The sequence below is a fragment of the Bacillus sp. LH1 genome (genome assembly GCF_057924895.1).
Genome location: NZ_CM175007.1, coordinates 3313267 through 3333436, shown reverse-complemented (window position 1 = coordinate 3333436; position 20170 = coordinate 3313267). Strand labels below are relative to the sequence as shown.

Annotated in this window: 21 protein-coding genes and 3 pseudogenes; 19 read left to right on the top strand and 5 right to left on the bottom strand. The window is 33.6% G+C overall.

Annotated elements, in window-relative coordinates; translation table 11 throughout:
• Window positions 1-3 precede the first annotated feature (3 nt).
• Together ACX9TM_RS17240 and ACX9TM_RS17235 are read right to left on the bottom strand one after the other, a co-directional pair.
• Window positions 4-420, bottom strand: coding sequence for an SRPBCC family protein (locus ACX9TM_RS17240; RefSeq protein ID WP_000951519.1), 417 nt, complete (start codon window positions 418-420; stop codon window positions 4-6).
• 78 nt (window positions 421-498) lie between these two features.
• Window positions 499-1509: an aldo/keto reductase gene (locus ACX9TM_RS17235; protein ID WP_063220854.1), complete on the bottom strand. Its 1011-nt coding sequence runs from the start codon at window positions 1507-1509 to the stop codon at window positions 499-501.
• Window positions 1510-1922: 413 nt separating this feature from the next.
• On the opposite strand from ACX9TM_RS17235, the gene ACX9TM_RS17230 reads away from it, so the two are divergent.
• The 5 genes and pseudogenes from ACX9TM_RS17230 (at window position 1923) to ACX9TM_RS17210 (ending at window position 6293) form a co-directional block, all read left to right on the top strand.
• Window positions 1923-2267 carry a winged helix-turn-helix transcriptional regulator gene (locus ACX9TM_RS17230; protein ID WP_000860820.1) on the top strand — a complete coding sequence of 115 codons (345 nt, stop codon included), beginning with the start codon at window positions 1923-1925 and terminating at the stop codon, window positions 2265-2267.
• Between the two features lie 190 nt (window positions 2268-2457).
• Complete coding sequence (locus ACX9TM_RS17225) at window positions 2458-2784, top strand: winged helix-turn-helix transcriptional regulator (protein ID WP_000816335.1); 327 nt, start codon at window positions 2458-2460, stop codon at window positions 2782-2784.
• A 291-nt stretch (window positions 2785-3075) separates the two neighbouring features.
• Window positions 3076-4248 (top strand): cyclopropane-fatty-acyl-phospholipid synthase, encoded by a 1173-nt coding sequence (locus ACX9TM_RS17220; protein ID WP_063220855.1) that lies wholly within the window; start codon window positions 3076-3078, stop codon window positions 4246-4248.
• A gap of 212 nt (window positions 4249-4460) precedes the next feature.
• Complete coding sequence (locus ACX9TM_RS17215) at window positions 4461-5522, top strand: oxidoreductase (RefSeq protein ID WP_000176601.1); 1062 nt, start codon at window positions 4461-4463, stop codon at window positions 5520-5522.
• A gap of 32 nt (window positions 5523-5554) precedes the next feature.
• Window positions 5555-6293 (top strand): annotated as a pseudogene (locus tag ACX9TM_RS17210) (GntR family transcriptional regulator).
• Window positions 6294-6341: 48 nt separating this feature from the next.
• Here the strand turns inward: ACX9TM_RS17210 and ACX9TM_RS17205 are convergent.
• Window positions 6342-6689, bottom strand: a complete 348-nt coding sequence (locus ACX9TM_RS17205) for a winged helix-turn-helix transcriptional regulator (protein WP_063220857.1) — start codon at window positions 6687-6689, stop codon at window positions 6342-6344.
• 578 nt (window positions 6690-7267) lie between these two features.
• Between ACX9TM_RS17205 and spxA the strand changes: the two genes are divergently transcribed.
• The 7 genes and pseudogenes from spxA to ACX9TM_RS17170 all read left to right on the top strand — a co-directional run bounded on the left by spxA (window position 7268) and on the right by ACX9TM_RS17170 (window position 11570).
• Window positions 7268-7663 (top strand): transcriptional regulator SpxA, encoded by a 396-nt coding sequence (spxA, locus tag ACX9TM_RS17200; protein WP_000236189.1) that lies wholly within the window; start codon window positions 7268-7270, stop codon window positions 7661-7663.
• Window positions 7664-7710: 47 nt separating this feature from the next.
• Window positions 7711-7845 carry a BA3454 family stress response protein gene (locus ACX9TM_RS17195; protein ID WP_000573515.1) on the top strand — a complete coding sequence of 45 codons (135 nt, stop codon included), beginning with the start codon at window positions 7711-7713 and terminating at the stop codon, window positions 7843-7845.
• Between the two features lie 110 nt (window positions 7846-7955).
• A complete protein-coding gene (locus tag ACX9TM_RS17190; RefSeq protein ID WP_000573538.1) occupies window positions 7956-8090 on the top strand; it encodes a BA3454 family stress response protein in 135 nt (44 codons plus the stop codon).
• A 188-nt stretch (window positions 8091-8278) separates the two neighbouring features.
• Window positions 8279-8692, top strand: coding sequence for an Rrf2-family transcriptional regulator SaiR (saiR, locus tag ACX9TM_RS17185; protein ID WP_001083465.1), 414 nt, complete (start codon window positions 8279-8281; stop codon window positions 8690-8692).
• Between the two features lie 124 nt (window positions 8693-8816).
• Entirely contained in the window at window positions 8817-9152 is a 336-nt protein-coding gene (locus ACX9TM_RS17180) for an IDEAL domain-containing protein (protein WP_000987462.1), read from the top strand.
• 7 nt (window positions 9153-9159) lie between these two features.
• Window positions 9160-9245: pseudogene (locus ACX9TM_RS17175) on the top strand (DUF3888 domain-containing protein); the annotation flags it as partial.
• 1005 nt (window positions 9246-10250) lie between these two features.
• Window positions 10251-11570, top strand: coding sequence for an aromatic amino acid transport family protein (locus ACX9TM_RS17170; protein WP_063220858.1), 1320 nt, complete (start codon window positions 10251-10253; stop codon window positions 11568-11570).
• A 150-nt stretch (window positions 11571-11720) separates the two neighbouring features.
• On the opposite strand, the pseudogene ACX9TM_RS17165 reads toward ACX9TM_RS17170, so the two are convergent.
• Window positions 11721-11855, bottom strand: a pseudogene (locus ACX9TM_RS17165) (VOC family protein); the annotation flags it as partial.
• A gap of 483 nt (window positions 11856-12338) precedes the next feature.
• On the opposite strand from ACX9TM_RS17165, the gene ACX9TM_RS17160 reads away from it, so the two are divergent.
• The 7 genes from ACX9TM_RS17160 to ACX9TM_RS17130 all read left to right on the top strand — a co-directional run bounded on the left by ACX9TM_RS17160 (window position 12339) and on the right by ACX9TM_RS17130 (window position 19395).
• A complete protein-coding gene (locus ACX9TM_RS17160) occupies window positions 12339-12710 on the top strand; it encodes a DUF1304 domain-containing protein (protein ID WP_000402483.1) in 372 nt (123 codons plus the stop codon).
• Window positions 12711-13244: 534 nt separating this feature from the next.
• On the top strand, window positions 13245-13760 hold the full coding sequence (locus tag ACX9TM_RS17155; protein ID WP_105559683.1) for a heme-degrading domain-containing protein: 516 nt from the start codon (window positions 13245-13247) through the stop codon (window positions 13758-13760).
• A 42-nt stretch (window positions 13761-13802) separates the two neighbouring features.
• Window positions 13803-14276, top strand: coding sequence for a tautomerase family protein (locus ACX9TM_RS17150; protein WP_063220859.1), 474 nt, complete (start codon window positions 13803-13805; stop codon window positions 14274-14276).
• Between the two features lie 581 nt (window positions 14277-14857).
• A complete protein-coding gene (locus tag ACX9TM_RS17145; protein WP_001089891.1) occupies window positions 14858-16072 on the top strand; it encodes an MFS transporter in 1215 nt (404 codons plus the stop codon).
• Window positions 16073-16088: 16 nt separating this feature from the next.
• Window positions 16089-16928, top strand: coding sequence for an aldo/keto reductase (locus ACX9TM_RS17140; RefSeq protein ID WP_000793567.1), 840 nt, complete (start codon window positions 16089-16091; stop codon window positions 16926-16928).
• Between the two features lie 405 nt (window positions 16929-17333).
• Entirely contained in the window at window positions 17334-18407 is a 1074-nt protein-coding gene (locus tag ACX9TM_RS17135; RefSeq protein WP_063220397.1) for a WD40/YVTN/BNR-like repeat-containing protein, read from the top strand.
• 388 nt (window positions 18408-18795) lie between these two features.
• Window positions 18796-19395, top strand: coding sequence for a nitroreductase family protein (locus ACX9TM_RS17130; RefSeq protein WP_000158938.1), 600 nt, complete (start codon window positions 18796-18798; stop codon window positions 19393-19395).
• A 338-nt stretch (window positions 19396-19733) separates the two neighbouring features.
• Here ACX9TM_RS17130 and ACX9TM_RS17125 read toward each other — a convergent pair whose 3' ends face one another.
• A complete protein-coding gene (locus ACX9TM_RS17125; RefSeq protein WP_001000104.1) occupies window positions 19734-20051 on the bottom strand; it encodes a winged helix-turn-helix transcriptional regulator in 318 nt (105 codons plus the stop codon).
• Window positions 20052-20170: the final 119 nt, after the last annotated feature.

Below are 20170 nucleotides of genomic sequence, written 5' to 3'. Positions count from 1 at the left end.
AAATTAATCTAGAAATGCTTGCTGTAATGCTTTCAGTCCATCGCTGTAAATACCATGAAACAGATTTATTGCTTCTTCATCACTAACCTCAACAGGAGTGAATGTACCAGACCACTCTACTAACGATGTGTTACGTTCAGTACCTTCTTTCACCTGGATTGTAGATAAATAATTAGTGACTGGGAACGGTGCATTCATGATTGAATACGTGTAGTAGCGTTCTTTATCATTGAATACTTCTAAGCGTTCTATAATTGTATCGCCATCTGGATTAGCTAGATGACGTACACGACCGCCTTCCGTTAATTTACTGCTAGGTATATAAGGTAACCAGTCTGGAAGGGAGTTGAAACCTCCGATTAATTGCCATACTTGTTCAGGTGAACCGAAAATTTCCATAGATGTAGTAGTATGTGCCATGTTCATTACGCTCCTTTTTATCTCGATATTTGCGAGCAAATAATCAGTGGGGATGACCCCACTGATTAAGGTTTCAAATTATTTTACGTTGATGGGTAGTGGTGCATTAGGTGCTACTAATTTTTGTTCGCGCATTTCTTCCCAGAATGCTGCTGGAATTACTGTATTTAAGGCGTTTTGGTCTTCTGCAATTCGTTCCGGTTTACTTGCACCAGGAACAACAGCAGCAACTGCTGGATTGGCTAGTGAAAATTGTAGTGCAGCAGCTTTGATGCTGATTTCGTGACGATCTGCAAGAGCTTTGATTTTCTCAACCTTTGCAATAATTTCTGGCGATGCTTTTTGATATTCGAAGTGAGCGCCTCCAGCAAGAATACCTGAGCTATATGGGCCACCAACAACAATATCCATATTATGCTTTACAGCTGCAGGCATTACTCGTTGCAATGCACGTTCGTGGTCTAATAATGAATAGCGACCAGCTAATAAGGATATATTTGGTTTCGCTTCTTCTAAATCAAGCATAAGTTCAATTGATTCTACTTTGTTTACTCCAAGCCCCCAGCCTTTAATGACTCCTTCTTCACGTAAACGTGTTAGCGCACGGAATGCTCCTGTTCGAGCAATTTCAAATTGTGAAATCCACGCATCACCATAAAAGTCTTGTGCTAAATCATGAATGAAAACAAAGTCTAGACGATCTGTTTTTAAACGTTTCAAACTTTGCTCGATAGAACGAAGTGTTGCATCTGCGCTATAGTCATTGATCATTTTATTTTTGCGACCAAATTCGAAAAGCCCGCCTTTTTCACCTAAATCACGTGCAGATGGATCTTCTAATTCATCCGAAATAGTTCGACCTACTTTCGTACTTAAAAAGTAATCATCACGATTTCTTTTTGATAGTGCTTCACCAAGACGAATCTCCGCTAAGCCAGACCCATAAAGTGGAGCTGTATCAAAGTAACGAACGCCATTCTCCCAAGCAGCATCCACTGTAGCGATTGCTTCTTCCTCTGGGATATTACGGTACATATTTCCTAGTGGTGCTGTACCAAACCCGATTTTTTCTTTTAGTAATTTACTCATTATAGATATCCTCCTAAAATGTATTTGAAAAATATTTATTCATTGTGAATGGATGTGAAAATGAAAACATGTCATTTTATCGTCTGACAAAATGTATGAGAAAAATACTCACTTTAAAGTAAAGGTACTAACAGGTAATTTCTAACACTGCATGACTCACTCAACTCTTACAAATGCTATTATGAAATGTATTTTACATAATGAAAAGTACGTACTTTAAAGTGATATAGATACTAAAAAGTAATACAGGTACTTTTTGGTGCCGTACTACTCATCTGCTGTTTACGTATGCTATTATGAAACATGTTTAACAGGGTAAAAAGTACGTACTTTAAGGTGCTATAGATACTTAAAAGTAATATTTAAATATTTTAGCTTATTTGTCTTATAAAATTATTAAAGGAGATTTTTATATGAAAACATACAATATTCCTGTAGAGGCAACTTTAGAGGTTATCGGTGGAAAGTGGAAAGTAGTTATCCTTTGTCATTTAAAGAAAGACAAAAAGAGAACGTGCGAATTAAAACAATTAATGTCTGGTATTACACAAAAGATGTTAACGCAACAATTACGTGAATTAGAAGAAGATGGTGTAATCGAGAGAAAAGTGTATAACCAAGTGCCACCAAAAGTAGAGTACTCTTTAACGGATTACGGTCATTCTTTAGATTCTATACTCGATACTCTTTGTAACTGGGGAGAAAATCATCTTGAAAAGAATGGGAACACATCTATGCTTATAACAGCAGCTGAATAAAGAAAGAAAAAACGAACGAGAATACGTTCGTTTTTTCTTTTTGTATAGAGGGAGATTTTTACGCAGCATAATTACTTTTTTGTAATATAGGTACTTTTTTGTGCTGTAGGAACTAAAATGTGCCGTATAGAAAATTATTTGTTTTTACGTAACAATAGAGAAGAAATTTAGAAAAAAGGAGGGAGATCGTGTGAAACAATACAATATACCGATAGAAGCAACTTTAGAAATTATCGGGGGAAAGTGGAAAGTCGTCATTTTATGTCACTTAACGAAAGGAACAAAGCGAACGAGCGAGTTGCAGCGTCTAATTCCTGAAATTTCTGTTAGAATGTTGACGCAACAATTACGTGAGCTAGAAGATGATGGTGTGATTACACGTGAAATCTATAAAGAAATTCCACCCCGAGTAGAATACTCCTTAACTGATTATGGGTGGTCTTTGCAAAATGTATTAAATCAATTGACCGTATGGGGAGAACGATGCATAGATAGAAAAAACACAGAAGTTAAGTGAAATCTCTATATGTAATATTGAAAACACCACCTAATGACGAGGTGGTGTTTTTCGTTTTAAAACTTTAGAAAGTTGTTATGATGAAAAGTAAAATTTTTGAGGACCTGTTTCAGTCATGGGTACTTAAAAGTGCCTACATCACTTTAAAGTACGTACTATGCTTCATAATATAACCGTTTTATAATGACACTCGTAGCAAGAAGTCAGTACAATAACGATTTTAAGCTATGTTCAAAAAGACTTATTAACTAGTATAGTTTTTTGTTCAATTTTTTAGTAGGAGATGTTTTTATGGTTGAAGAACTTTTTTATAAAAAAATACTCAAAAATCTGTTTTCAGATCCAGTTCAAATTACACTTTGGAATGGAGAAACAATCCAATATGGCGAAGGGGAACCTCAATTTCACATAACATTCCATAAGCCACTTTCAAAAAAAGAAATCGCTAAGGATCCTTCTATTGCATTCGGTGAAGCATATATGAATGGGGATCTTGAAATAGAGGGTAACCTTGAAAAAGCAATTCAATCTATTTATAAAAGGCAGGATAGCTTTTTAGGTGATAGTAAGTTGCAATATTTCAAAAGTAAATGGAATTTCTCAAAACAAAAAAATAAAGATGATATTGCTCATCATTATGATATTGGGAACGATTTCTATAAATTATGGCTTGATGAAACAATGACATATTCTTGTGCATATTTCCAAAATGAGCAAGATTCTTTAACGACAGCGCAGCATAATAAAGTGAATCATATTTTGAAAAAGTTGAACCTTCAAAAAGGTGATACGCTATTAGACATCGGTTGTGGGTGGGGTGAACTCATTACAGCTGCCGCTAAACAGTACGGTGTGAAAGCGATGGGAGTAACGTTAAGTGAGGAACAATATGCTAAGACTTCTGAGCGAATTAAACAAGAGGGACTTACGGATTTAGTTGAAGTATCTTTACTTGATTACCGCGATATTAAGAATCATAAATTTGATAAAATTGTTAGTGTAGGTATGATCGAACATGTAGGAAAAGACAACATTACGCAATACTTTGAAACAGTTAACAAACTATTAAATGATGGCGGGATTTCTCTGCTGCATTGCATTACTTCTCCGGCTAATGGTGGTGCTACGAATGGTTGGATTGAAAAATATATATTCCCTGGTGGGTATGTTCCTGCTGTGAACGAATTAATCACGAACATGACAAACGAACAATTTTTTATTGTGGATGTAGAAAGCTTACGTAGACATTACGGAAAAACATTACAACATTGGGCTCGAAATTTTGAAAACGTACTAGAGGAAGTTCGTAAAACGAAAGATGAGCGATTTATCCGCATGTGGCATTTATATTTAAATGCATGTGCAGCTTCGTTCTTTACAGGTAATATTGATTTACATCAATTTGTATTTACAAAAGGGATTAATGATACAATTCCGATGACACGTTCGTATATGTATGAATAAGAGCATGTAACCAAGTAGCTCTCAAGTCATTGAGTATAAATAAAATGATGATAGGATATAAGTCTATAACGTAAAGTCGAGATGGGAATCAGAAAATGATTTCTATCTCGACTTTTTAGTATATAATTTTAAAATTAAAACTATATACTTTTAAAGAAAAAATATATAATAAATGTAGAAACGAAAATTTATGAGCAAGGAAGTTGAAGAACATGACATTAACAATGGGCTTTATTGGATTTGGAAAATCAGCTAACCGTTATCACCTACCTTATCTAAAGACACGTAATAATATAAAAGTAAAAACGATTTTTGTACGTCAAATAAATGAAGAATTAGCGGCTCCATATGAGGAAAGAGGTGTTTACTTCACTACTGATTTGGACGAATTGTTGAATGACAAAGAAATTCAAGTCGTGACGATCTGTACGCCAGCACATACGCATTATGAATTAGCAAAAAAAGTTATACTAGCCGGAAAATCAGTTATCGTTGAAAAACCATTTTGCGATACAGTAGAACACGCCAAAGAATTATTAGCTTTAGGACGAGAGAAAGGTGTAGTCGTTATGCCTTATCAAAACCGTCGTTTTGATGGTGATTTTTTAGCTGTAAAGCAAGTAGTTGAACAAGGATTCCTTGGTGATATTATTGAGATTGAATCACATATTGATTATTTCCGTCCTGGTTCAATCACTCATGAAGCTCCAAAAGAAGAAGGTTCATTTTACAGTTTAGGTATTCATACGATGGACCGCATGATTTCACTATTCGGCCGTCCAAATACAGTGACATACGATATTCGTAATAATGAAGTGGAAGGTGCGGTTGATAACTATTTCGATGTTGGTCTACATTATGGAAATCAGTTGAAGATTAAGCTGAAAACGAACCATATCGTAGCAAAAGATTATCCACGCTTTATCGTTCATGGAACAAATGGCTCTTTTATTAAATACGGTGAAGATCAGCAGGAAAATGATTTGAAAGCGGGTATTATGCCTGAGAGTGCAGGATTTGGTGAAGATTCGCCGATGTATTATGGAATTGCTAAGTATCGTAATGCAAATGGTGACTGGATTGAAAAACAAATTAAAACGCCGCTTGGTGATTACGGTCGTTTCTATGATGCAGCGTATGACACAATTGTAAATGGTGCACCAAAACTTGTGAAAGATGAAGAAGCAGTAACGAATATTGAAATCTTGGAAAACGGATTTGCTGCCCCATCACCTTCAGTTTACAAACTTGAGGCTTTACATTTGAATGAATAGAAGAGAGTTTGCAGTATAAAGGAGGTATGGAAATGGCAAGCGGATCAACACAAGTAAAATACCTCGGCATTTATCAAAAGATTAAACAGCAAATTTTAGACGGTGAATATAAAATCAACGAAAAAATTCCGAGTAGCTCCGTCCTTGCTGAAGAATTCGATGTTTCAGCACTTACGATTAAAAAAGCGCTGGATCTATTAGTAAGAGAGGGCTACATTATCCGTCGGCGCGGAAGTGGAACAGTGGTACAAGATTGGCATCAGCAGGAAAAGGCACTAATGATTCAAACTTTAACAGGTACGAAAGCTGTTTACGGTAGTGAGGTAGAAAGTAAAATTATCGAGTTTGCGATTGTAGGTGCTGATGAAGTAGTTGCTGAGAAATTGGGAGTTTCAATTGGTGATTTCGTCTATAAAATCATTCGCCTCCGCATCATTCACAGCATTCCGACGATTATGGAGCATACATGGATGCCAATTTCGGTTATCCCAGGTGTTGAAGCTTCTGTTTTAGAGGAGTCGATATACTCACATATTCAAAATAAACTTGGTCTTGAAGTAGGGACATCTGTTGTCAGGGTTAAAGGGATTCGCCCAGATGATAGGGAAAAGCAGTTTATGAACTTAACAAATCAGGATTTCCTAATGCGAGTTGAGCAAGTAGCTTACTTAACGGATGGACGAACTTTTGAATATTCTTATGCAGATCATCTACCGGAAACCTTTGAGTTTGAAACAGTCATTACGGCAAAAAAATTATAAAGAGACATAAAATAGGTTGAGGCAAGCATTGTCTCAACCTATTTTATGTCTTCTACAGTTATGATTCATCTGCTGTAATCAGCATGGATGTGTTCCCGGTTTTTTCAAGATGAACTTCTCCCCAGGAACAGAGGGAATCGAGTATAGTTCCTAAAGACGAACCGTAATCCGTTAAAGAATACTCTACTTTTGGTGGTACTTGGTCATATACTTTCCTTTGGATTACACCATCTTCTTCTAGTTCCCGTAATTGTTGCGTTAACATTTTTTGCGTAATACCAGGCATTAAACGTTTTAATTCACTCGTTCTTTTTGTTCCTTTTTTTAAATGACAAAGGATAACAACTTTCCACTTTCCGCCAATAACTTCTAAAGTCGCTTCTACAGGAATATTGTATGTCTTCATAAAAAAACTCCTTTGATGAATTTAGATTACAGTTGTGAGCCTACATCCGTTGCAATACTAAAATTATTTCTTTTTAGTACCTATAACACTTTAAAGTGCGTACTATTTATTGTGCTAAATATCGGTCATAATAACCGATGTAAGAGAGAAATAAGCAGAACGGCACTTAAAAATGCATATGTTACTTTTTAGTACCTATAATACTTTAAAGTACGTACTTTTTATTAGGATGAATATAATCCATAATAGCACTTGTAAGCAAGAAATGCGTGAAATGTGCTTTGAAGGAGCCATCATGCTATGGGGAATTTTACATGAGAATAATTTGTTGTGTTATTAAAATTAATCCAAGACTTAACAGTTGATTAATTGAACTGTAAAGTTTAAAATTACAGTAAGATTTTTAAAAGTGAGTTGTTAACGTCTGTAAAATGTAGCATGAATAATAGAGATAAATGAAACATTGCTGAATAATTAACATTATGTGAATTTGATTCTAAACTGTAATTTTTTTTAATACATTTCAATAAGCGATATTTAAAATGTACGTTTAATAACATTAAAGGAGTGAGTTAAATATGGTAATTCTATATACAACAGCAAGCTGTGCTTCATGCCGAAAAGCGAAAGCATGGCTTGAAGAGCATCAAATTGATTATATTGAAAAAAACATCGTATCAAATTCTATGACAGTTGATGAGCTTAAATCGATTCTTCGTTTAACTGAAGAGGGGGCTACTGAAATTATTTCAACTAGATCCAAAACTTTTCAGGACTTAAATATAAATATTGATGAGCTCTCGCTAAATGAATTTTATACATTAATAATTGAGCATCCACTAATGTTGCGTCGCCCGATTATGCTGGACGAAAAAAGATTGCAAATTGGTTTTAACGAAGAAGAAATTCGCAAATTTTTACCACGTAGTGTCCGAACATTTTTAAACATTGAACTGCAAAAGTTGGCTAATTAATAAGTAATAGTATGAAAGAGAAATTTTTTGAAAGGAGGAAACTGAAGGTGATAGAAGTATGCGTTACAGTTAATTATAAAGATAGAAACTATCAAACAAATGTCATTGTGAACAAAGATACGATTTGGACAAAAATTGAACAGTTGGCAGAAGAACAAGTGAAGAAACAGTGGGGTTTTTAAACTTAATTATTTAAAAAAATGAAGTTATATGCTAGAGATTATAACTAAATTCAAAATTTTTCAGGTATTAAATATAAATAAGAAATTTTCTTGAAAGGAGGAAGCAGAAGATGATTGAAGTATGTGTTACAGTTAATTATAATAATAGAAATTATCAAACAAATGTTATTGTGAGTAAAGATACGATTTGGACAAAAATTGAACAGTTGGCAGAAGAACAAGTGAAGAAACAGTGGAGTGTTTAATTTTCTTTTTAACTTAAAAAGCTAAATGAAGTTATCAGATATAGGTGGGACGGGATAGAATATAAGGGAATTAATTTTTTATGGCAAGAAGCATCCACATGTTTTAACGTTCTAACCAATCTGTAATATTTATGGCTACAGTATGTTAATATATGAGAAACAATATTTTTAATCGTAGGAGGAAAATCATGAACAGCGACTTTACCTTGGCCATACACAGTTTAACTTATTTAGCTTTACAGCCAGACCGGATGTCAACAAGTAATGCTATTTCAGAAAGTGCAGGTGTTCATCCAGTACGCATTCGCAAAGTACTAAGTTTGTTAAAAAAACATAAGTTTATACAATCGAAAGAGGGGACTGGTGGCGGTTTTATTTTCGCTCGCGATTTAGATGAAATTAATCTTTGGCATATTTATCAGATAACCTCTGAAGGTGCTTTGCAGCCGAAGTGTCCAGAATCAAACAATCAGTGTGTTGTAGGTTCGAATATGCGAAAAGTTCTTTTCGCTATTTTCTTAGGTGCTGAAGAGCATCTAGGTGAATACTTAAAGAATTATACAATGAAAGAAGTTGTTGACCTTATCAATCAAGAGCGTTAAGCGGCTTAACTATTATATAGCCGTGAGTTCTTAACACTTAAATGTAATGAAAAATATTACAGTATAATTTGTTTTTATATCTTTTTTATCGTCACAAAAAATATTTATAGGAAGGTGAAACGGTATGATGTCAAATAATAATCATGTTTTAAAAGTAGGAGATTGGGTTCGTGGAATATCAAATGAAGGTGAATTAATAGTTGGTTATATTGTATCACTTGATGATGTAGAGGATATAGTTACAGTTAGTATTGTGAAACGTGACGGCCAGTACACAATAAACGAAGCGATTTTACTCTTTAGTAAACACGTTAACAAACTCCCTGAATCAAAGGTAATAAATAAGGAACAAATCCTTTATCTTATAGATCTTGCATTATTAACAGGGGATGAAGAATGGTTTATCGAGCTTTCTTCAAAATTAAACTCGATAAAAGAGCTAGTTAATGAGGGATTTTAAAATTTAAACTTTTGAGGGTGCACACAATCCGCCTTATGGGACACAATTACTTTTCGCATAAAAGGAAATGATGTAAAAACGATTCATTACTAATATAGAGATATCCCTGAAGAAGAGCCGAACAAACTACAATTAAGATGATATTGAAGTGATTTGTTTGTGTATTCCTGATAACGATAATTATGTAAATGAGCTGTCCATATGGGGCAGCTTTTTTGTTTTTTGCTCAGTGTAGCTTTTTAAATTGTATATGAATTCAATATTAATAATATATATCCTAAAATTTGGTTTTTGTATTTTGGGATTTTTTTCTTTTTACCTACATTAATTATTTATTAGAATATCTTTTATGTTTAAAATAAAATTTTTTGATAAAAGGGGATATAAGTATTTTTATAATAAGTCACCTAGAAAAACAATGTATTATTGTATTTTTTTACTAACTAATTCAGCTTTAAGCGATAAAAACAATGGCTACATGCTAACTGTAAAATATTATCCATATAAAATTATTCCTCTTTAATATTTCTGAAAATATAAAAATATTAATTTTATAAATATACACGTTATAATGAGGGCGTCGAGAGAAATTTTATTATCTCTGGAGAAAATATAAAAAATGCGATTATTAGTAAGAAAGGTGTGTGATTAGAGGCGAAATGTATGTAATGTGCTTCAGTGGCTTGTGTGAGCAATATCATCAGTGCTACCGAAGTTATGAAAGTAATGTATAGAATTGAGAAAGAAATGCCTCGCAAATGAAGAGAGGCCGGTTTAGCTAAAATTACTGTTAAAAGTAAAAAAGAGAAACCATTAAAGTAATACACTGTTATTAGAAATGTTGCAACGTATTTATGAAGTCTATTCTATATTGTTCTCTTAAGGGTTCTTTATATAAAGAGCGGATATTACGAGTAAACTTTTTTGTGAACGCTAACAATTATATTAGGACGCTAATTAGCGAATGTTTCAATTTGGATTCATTATGATGAAGGACATACAATGTGGGGCAACTTGTAAGGAATTCATTTTCCAAAAAGGGAATATTTGTTAGGTACAAAGAGAGATGCAGGAATAGATACAAGGGGGAGTTATTATATGAACGGGAATACTGCAAAGAAAATAGAAGTTCAAGCTGAAAATACCGCACTAAAAAATGAGCAATATGCAGATCCGAAAAAGTGGCATAAGCAGGATACTACATGGGCACTCAGTCTATTTGGAACTGCAATTGGAGCAGGGGTGCTCTTTTTACCGATTAATGCAGGTTCAGGTGGTTTATTATCTTTACTACTAATTACATTGCTTGCATATCCAGTTATGTACTACTCACATAGGGCACTTGCTAAAATGATATACGCTTCTAATTCTGCTGATGAGGGGATCACAGGTACAATTAGAGAGTATTTCGGAAATAAAGCGAGTATCATTTTTAACATCGTATATTTCGGTTCAATTTATACAATCGTACTAATGTATTCGGTTGCGCTTACAAACACTGCAAGTAGTTTTATTGTGCATCAATTGCACATGCCAGAACCTCCAAGAGCTATTTTATCACTTGTATTAGTTCTTGGTCTTATCGTTATACTGAATTTTGGTCAAGATATTACTGTAAAGGTAATGAGTATGTTAGTGTATCCTTTCATAGTTTCTCTACTGTTTATCGCAATATCTTTAATTCCACAGTGGAATACGTCAATGCTTAGTTTTTCAGCTGTTTCAACTGCTTCAACAGGAACAGGCTATTTTGGGACGATATTGATGATTCTACCAATCATCGTATTCTCATTTAATCATTCACCTATGATTTCATCATTTGTTGTGAAACAGAGAGCTACGTATGGAATCGAAGCCACTGATGCTAAATGTGCGCAAATACAAAAGGTTTGTTATATCATGACATTCGCTGTTGTTATGTTCTTCGTTTGGAGTAGCGCATTGAGCTTGACTCCAGATGATATAAAAATGGCAAAAGAACAAAACTTATCAATTCTTTCATATCTTGCTAATGAGCTTAATTCGCCTGTAATCACTATTGCAGCTCCAATTATTGCTTTTGTGGCTATTACAAAGTCTTTCCTTGGCCATTATATAGGAGCATTTGAAGTAATGCGTGACATGATTATTAAGTTTGGTAAATCACGTGGAAAAGATATTGAAGAAAAAACAATTAAGACAATAATTCTTACTTTTGTTGTATTATCATGCTGGTTTGTTGCTTATACAAATCCAAGTATTCTTGGACTTATTGATTCTCTAAGCGGTCCTTTAGTTGCTGCTATCTTATGTCTATTACCGATGTATGCGATTCAAAAAGTGCCAGTACTAGCTAAATACAAAGGGAAAATGAGCAACGTATTTGTTATTATTGTAGGTGTACTTACTGTCTTAGCAAGTATTAAGTCATTATTCTAATTCACTACTGTTGGTTTTAGTGTCAAAGTAGTGGAATATGAAATATCTATTTTTGGACAAACTTCTCAAGTTGGAGAGTTTGTCCTTTTTATTCAATCTATTAACAAACAGCCACCTTTCAGATAAGGTGGCTGTTTCGGTATTAATTTATTATTCACGTCTAAATGGACCTTTTGGAGCAATTAGCTCTAAATTAGTACCATCTGGATCACGGAAGTAGGCAACTCTTGTACCAAATCCAGATTTCAAGCCGTTTTCTTGAAAGATAATTGATTCTCCATATGGGTGCTATCTTGTGCACATCAGGCTAACAAAATGGATTGCCTCTGAAACAAAAAAATGATTTTTATTACTATAAAAAACGTAAAGTATCTGTTTTAGAAAAAAATTAATTTTTATAAATTGATGGAGATATAACTCAATTCTTTTATATATTTAGTTAAATATGATTGTCAGAATGAACTTAAAGTAATTATGATTTCTAGAAATGCGAACTGATGTTTTGAATTGGTTTAAAGTTGCTAGAACAAAATAAAACCAATTGAGCAAAAAAACTTGCAAAAATAAAAAGAGAGATATATATTAATTGATGTATCAATAATTGATATATCAATTAATATTTTGACAAGAAAGAAAAGGAACATTTTATGAAGGAAATGTTCGTAAATATCAGTGGAGAAGAACGCAAAATACTTATTCATGTTCTATTACAGATGCAAAAAAATGTAGAGAATATTAAAGAATAGAGAGTGTAGGGGGCAGAATAGTGTGGAAATAATCGCAGCTATTTTAGTCGGGATCGTAGCATTAGAACATTTGTTTATCATGATCCTTGAAATGTTTTTTATTAATTCAAAAGTAGCGAAACGTGCTTTCAAATTACCGAAGCATTTAGAAGGAGATCGAAACGTAGCCATTATGTTTGCAAACCAAGGTTTATATAATGGATTTTTAGCGGCTGGTCTCATTTGGGGACTTGTACTTGGACTCAATCCAATTGGTTATATGGTCCAATTATTTTTCGTGATTTGTGTGGTGGTAGCAGCTATTTTCGGAGGTTTCACATCTAATAAATCAATTATTGTGAAACAAGGACTTCCAGCTGTTTTAGCACTGGTTGCCCTTTTATGTATGATATAGAATCAAAGTTTCTCAATAAAAGAACTCATTTTTGAAAAGAATACGCTATTCTTTCTTTAAAATTATAGGAAAGGATGGCGTTTTTGTATGTCTATTTCTATAAGTAGTGAATTATAACTATTCCCTCAAGGGACTCAACTGCTTTTCAGCTTTTGGATATATTTTCATCCATCTTTGTTTCCTCCTATTGTTGGATAGTGTAATAATTGATAAAAATTTTGATGAAATTGGATTATAACGATTGATCAAAAAAGTTAGTGATTAAAAATATTATTCTTTAGTACATACATTTTTAAGATGTTAAATATATTTCATAATAGTCTCTGTAAGATAGGGATAAGTAGAATAGTACTTTAAAGTACCTATAGCACTTTAAAGTGCGTACTTTTTATAACTTTGAATATCATTCATAATAGCACCAGTAAGAAGAAAACAAGCTTTACGGTACTACTAGTTACTAACGATGTTACAGCAGTTTATTTGGAATCAGATTGATTGAAAGGTTGTACTATATGGCCTAATAATTTCGAAAAAATGTCGGTGTGGCATAAAACAATTATGGAGGTTAAAGATATGAGTACTTCAAATTTGAATGAAATAAGTAAACAAATTTTAAAAGAGGAGGAAACGCTTCAATTTTCCTCTTTTACAAATGAAGATGCCTTGCAACTAGGTTTATTTATCGTTGAAACAGCAAAGCGAGAGGGGAAATTGATTGCTGTTGATATAACGAAAAATGGTGTGCAATTATTTCATTTCAAGATGACAGGGACAAATGCGGAAAATACGAAATGGATTGAGCGTAAAAAACGAGTCGTTTCCCTGCATGATCGTAGCTCGTATTATATGCAGATACAAAGTGAAATAACTGGAATTTCATATAATGAAAAATATCTTTTAGATACTTCGGAATATGCTGCGTTTGGTGGATGCTTTCCTATCAGGATAAAAAACGTAGGGGTTATTGGAATGATAACAGTTTCAGGATTACCACCAGAAGAAGATCACGAATTGGTAGTAAGAGCAGTTAAAAATCATTTGAACCAATAGTTGTAACTAGTCAATAGATAATTAATTTTAGGGGGCAATACTATGCCATTAATCGAGCTAAATACTTGGCCAACCATGTCAACAGAAGAAAAGAAGGAATTTATTTATAGTGTAACGGAACTTACAATAAAACTATTAAAAATTGTCCCTGACAAAATTCAAGTGTTGATAAAGGAACTTGAGAAAGAAAACTGGGGGAAAGCTGGGGCTGTAGCAAGTGATGCTACCTTTGCTGAGAAAAGTAGGGTGTCCGATTGGGAGACAAAAGAGTCTTACGATACACCAGGTCGTAACGTTGATGGAATGGCTATTATTAAGATTGATATATGGAATACATTTGATCAAGAGACAAAGGATAAGTGGGTAAACGAACTTACACAAGTAACATTTAAATATACTCATGCACCTTTGGATAAAGTACTAATTCTTATTCGCGAAATGATTCCAGGGAACTGGGGACAAAGTGGTGTAACAGGAGCTAATGCAGATTTCCTTTCCAGAAGTCGTACATTTTAATCGTTAAATAAAAAAGGCAAAAATGAACACATTTCTGTTCGTTTTTGCCTTTTTATTATTTGTCTGTGGTAATGAACATGATCCTTTATATGTTTAAGTAATGTCCTCTAAAGTTGCCTCTACGGGAAAGTGTATTTCTTCATTTGAAAGTCTTTTTCATGGAATGTAGATTTCAATTTTTGAGCAAAATAAGCTAGGTTATATAAATGTTACTTTTTAGTACCTATAGTACTTTAAAGTACGTACTTTTTATTAGGGTGATTATCATTCATAATAGCACATGTAAGAGAGAAACAAGCTTTACGGTACTGGTAACTAACTATGTTACTTTTTAGTACCTACAGCACTTTAAAGTACGTACTATTCATTGTATTGAATATATTTCATAATAGTACATGTAAGAGAGAGAAAAGCTTTACGGTACTAAAAAGTACCTATAGTACTTTAAAGTGCGTTCTTTAAAAAAAGAATGAAACCATTCATAATAGCGTTTGTAGAGATTAAATATGTTTTTTAGAAGATAAAAGGGCCTTTTTATCGCACTATTATGATAGGAATTATAGGGAAGAGGGGAAACTCAATTGAATTCATATACAGCATCGTCTTCAGAAGTTCAGACGAATCGAAGAAGTATATTTGCGTTGTTAGCGTTAGCAATTAGTGCGTTCGGGATTGGGACAACTGAATTTGTTAGTGTCGGTTTATTACCATCTATTTCGGAAGATTTACATGTGTCGGTTACAACGGCTGGTTTAACAGTTTCTTTATATGCGTTAGGCGTAGCGTTTGGGGCTCCAGTATTAACGTCATTAACAGCTAATATGTCACGAAAAACGTTATTAATGTGGATTATGATTATTTTCATTATTGGTAACGGAATCGCAGCGGTAGCAACAAGCTTCACTGTATTACTTATTGCGCGAATTATTTCTGCACTTTCGCATGGTGTGTTTATGTCAATTGGTTCAACAATTGCTGCGGCACTTGTCCCAGAAAATAAACGGGCTAGCGCGATTGCGATTATGTTTACTGGTGTAACAGTTGCAACTATTACAGGTGCACCAATTGGAACATTTATTGGTCAACAATTTGGCTGGAGAACATCATTTTTAGCAATTGTAGTAATTGGAATTATCGCCTTAATTGCAAATAGTATTCTCATTCCATCTAATATGAAAAAAGGTGCGTCTGTATCATTCCGCGATCAATTTAAACTGATTACGAACGGAAGACTGTTACTAGTTTTCATTATTACTGCATTAGGATATGGGGGAACATTCGTAACATTTACGTATTTATCTCCGTTATTACAAGAGGTAACAGGATTTAAAGCAAATACAGTTACTATCATTTTATTAGTGTATGGAATCGCCATTGCGATAGGGAATGTGATTGGCGGAAAATTATCGAATCATAATCCAATTCGAGCGCTATTCTACATGTTCTTTATTCAAGCGATTATATTATTTGTTTTAACATTTACGGCACCATTTAAGGTAGCTGGGTTAATCACTATTATTTTAATGGGGCTATTCGCATTTATGAATGTTCCAGGGTTACAAGTATATGTCGTAATGTTAGCTGAACGATTCGTACCGAGTGCTGTCGATGTTGCATCGGCAATTAATATTGCGGCGTTTAATGCTGGGATTGCTCTTGGTGCTTATTTAGGCGGTATTGTAACGAACTCGTTAGGGTTAATTCATACAGCTTGGGTAGGCGGCATTATGGTAGTAGGTGCTGTTATTTTAACAGCATGGAGCATGACATTAGAAAAAAGAGATCAAGTAAAATAAAAGGAGAGAAAATAAAATGAAAAACTTACAAAGTAAAACAGTATTAAGTAATGGTGTGGAAATGCCTTGGTTTGGTTTAGGTGTATTTAAAGTAGAAGAAGGACCAGAACTTGTAGAAGCGATTAAATCAGCAATTAAAGCAGGATACCGCAGCATTGATACAGCTGCAATTTACGGAAATGAAGCAGCTGTAGGTGAGGGGATTCGTGCCGGTATTGAAACAACTGGTATTTCAAGAGAAGAATTATTTATTACTTCAAAAGTATGGAACGCAGATCAAGGATATGAAGAAACGATTGCTGCATACGAAGAGAGCTTAAAAAAATTAAAGCTAGATTATTTAGATTTATATCTTGTTCACTGGCCTGTAGAAGGGAAATATAAAGATACATGGAGAGCGTTAGAAACACTTTATAAAGAAAAGCGTGTACGTGCAATTGGCGTAAGTAATTTCCAAATTCACCATCTGCAAGATGTAATAAAAGATGCAGAAATTAAGCCGATGATCAATCAAGTAGAATACCATCCTCGTTTAACACAAAAAGAATTACAAGCTTTCTGTAAAGAACAAGGTATTCAAATGGAAGCATGGTCACCACTTATGCAAGGTCAATTATTAGATAACGAAACATTACAAGAGATTGCTGAGAAACACGGTAAAACAACAGCTCAAGTTATTTTACGTTGGGATCTTCAAAATGGAGTAATCACAATTCCGAAATCAACGAAAGAACACCGTATTATTGCAAACGCTGATGTATTTAACTTTGAATTAACGAAAGAAGATATGGAAAAAATCGATGCGTTAAATCAAAATCATCGCGTTGGTCCAGATCCTGATAACTTTGATTTCTAATAGAAATGAGTAAAAAGAGTGCAAAAATTGCACTCTTTTTTTATTTTCTATTCAATAAAATGTTTCTGTTTATATTATGACTTTTAAATTACTTTAGGCGAGCTAAAGAACTGATTAACAGTATTAAAGTTTGACATAAAATAATGAATTCTATATTATATATGCTATAGCATATAAATTGCGATTTATTTGAAGGTGGCATATGGACTTATATGAGTTAACAGGACATCTTGTTCATCATACGGATGTGAAGTTAACAAATTATATAATGTAAGTTTTTAATCACATATTGCTTATAAAATTTATCCTTTATATGCTGTAGCATATAAGTGTTATCTCATAACTTGTAACGGTAAAAATTTAAATAATACAGTAGATATATTATGAAACGAGGAGATTTTAGTTATGGAAAAATTCATATTAGCGTTTGATAGAGAACTTGTAATCGCAGAAAAAAAAGACTCAACATGGAGCGTCCAATCGCAGTTTGTAGGTGCGAATCCAGTTGCTTTAGCTTTAGATCCATACGAGCAAGAAAGAATGTATTGTGGTACTTTTGATAGGGGATTATGGAGAAGTAAAGATGGAGGAAGTTCATGGGAAGCGATTGGTACGTTGCCTTCATTTGGTGAAGTGTTCCCAGCTAATGCTATTCATATGAGAGCTATTACAGCAGTTTCTGTATCTCCAGCGAAGGGGGATGACGGTAACGGGATTGTATATGTAGGAACTGAACCGAGCGCAATGTTCGTATCCAAAAATGGAGGAGACAGTTTTGAGCTGCTAACTGATTATCGACAAATGCCATCATATTCATCATGGTTCTTTCCTCAAAGAACATATACACACCATGTAAAACATATTGAAATTGATGCTAATAATCCAGAAACTATTTATACGACTATTGAGGTTGGGGGATTAATTAAAAGTGTAGATGGAGGTAAGACATGGACTGAGGAAAAAGAGGGGAACTATCCTCAAGATATTCACATTCTTACATCACATCGCAATGCCCCAAATCGTTTATACGGGGTGTTAGGTGATTCATTCTTGAAAGAACCAGGTCAAGAGTATGCGGAGAGTAATGATGGAGGTAAGACTTGGAACTATATGTGTAGTGGGCTAAAACATCATTACGCATATCAAATGGCAGTTAACCCAAATGATCCAGAAAATATTATTATCGCGACATCTTCAAATCCACACGTAGCGCATGATTACAATAATGGGAATTGTGAATCATATATTTATAAGAAAGAAAAAGATCAGCCTTGGGCGGAAATGAATGCAGGTTTACCAACTCCTAAAGGGACAATCATACCAGTATTAAAGGCAACAAGTGATGGAACGTTTTATCTGTTTAGCAATAAAGGAGTGTATCAGTCAGTAGACGGTGGTTCAAATTGGACATCATTAGAGATTCCTTGGGAGAATAGATTTATGGAACAACATCCATATGAGATGTTAATTATTAAATAAGTGACAGGTATAGTTTTTACTACTATTCATTGGTAATGTTTAGTTGAATTTAAATTAAAAATGTAAAAAGCCAGGTAATGTGTTATTCATGCTACCTGGCTTTTTTGACCAGCAATTTAAGGTTATTTTCATATTTGTGTAAATATGAAACAAGCAGGATACATGAATAGAGAATGGGTAAAATAATACCGAATGATCACTAGATTGTATCAATGATGCTATAAGTGTTTTTTTAGGGAAACTGAAGCAAGAAGCAGTGGTTTAGATTCAGAATGACTAGCAATTGGTGTTATGGTGTTCAATGGTTCAAAAATGAACTCATTTCAACTCATATTATCTTCGCAATGTATCATTTTGAAGAATATTAAAACTTAGGAGGAAATGAATTATGACAAAAGATTTCTATACTGCACTGAAAGAAAGACGTACTTATTATGGAATTAACAAAGAGGTACAAGTATCGGATGAAAAAATTAAAGAAATTGTGGAGTTTGCTGTGAAATATACTCCATCAGCTTTCAATTCTCAAACTGCGCGATTAGTTGTATTATTTGGTGAAGCTCATGATAAATTATGGGATATTACAACTGAAACATTAAGAAAAGTAGTTGGAGATGGAGATTTCTCAGGAACGCAACAAAAAATGGATTCTTTTAAAGCTGGTTATGGAACAGTACTATTCTTTGAAGATGAGGCTATCGTTAAATCGCTTCAAGAAAAATTTGCTGCATATGCTGAAAACTTCCCAATTTGGTCACACCAAGCATCAGGTATGCACCAATTAGTCGTGTGGACAGGTTTAGAAGCAGAGGGATTAGGGGCATCTTTACAACATTATAATCCATTAATTGATGATGAGGTAAAACAAGAATGGAATGTTCCTGCTAATTGGAAACTAATTGCACAAATGCCATTTGGTAATCCAACAGCTGCACCAGGTGAAAAAGAATTCCAACCACTTGAAGAGCGTGTGAAATTTCATAAGTAATATTCAAATGTAATAAAATGGAAATTTAATTAGTGGTGGTCTTACTGTCCGCAAATAGCGGGATAAGCTAACTGTATTGCGAAAATAAAACTGTTTAGTTACAAAAATTCTATTTATTATTTCTGTTAATTGAGTATGTATTAATAAAAGTTGTTAAAATCACTATTTTAATCTTTAAAGGAACAAGGTGATCGGTTTGATCATCTTGTTTCATTTCTTAAATTTTATTTTATTCATTAAAAAACGCTAGCTTTTCATAAATGCTTGAAAAACTAGCGTTTTAATAATAGGTATCTGTAATTTGATTACTTAAAACTATATACGAAAAAGCTTTTATGTTATTCCTCAAGTTCTATCCATTCCTGTGACCATTCTTCTATTCCGCGAATAATAGCTTCTAAAGCAAATCCTTTTTGAGTTAAAGAATATTCTATACGAACTGGTGTCTCAGGAAAGACTTTACGTTCGACAATTCCTTCTAGTTCTAATTCTTTCAATCTTTCTGAAAGTAATCTTCCGCTAACAGGAAGAGAAGATTCAAGCGTACAAAAGCGCTGAGATCCAGAAAAAAGTTGGTAAATAATTAGTGCTGTCCATCGTTGGCTAAAAAATTTCATTCCTTTTTCAAAGCGAGGGCATAATGTAGAATCATTCATTTTCCTTCACCTCCTAAAACAAATTATATAACATCTTACTATTAGTAACAAATGTTTTTATAATTAATTACTTGACGTAAATTAATTACGAATGTATACTCACTTACATAAAGTAACTA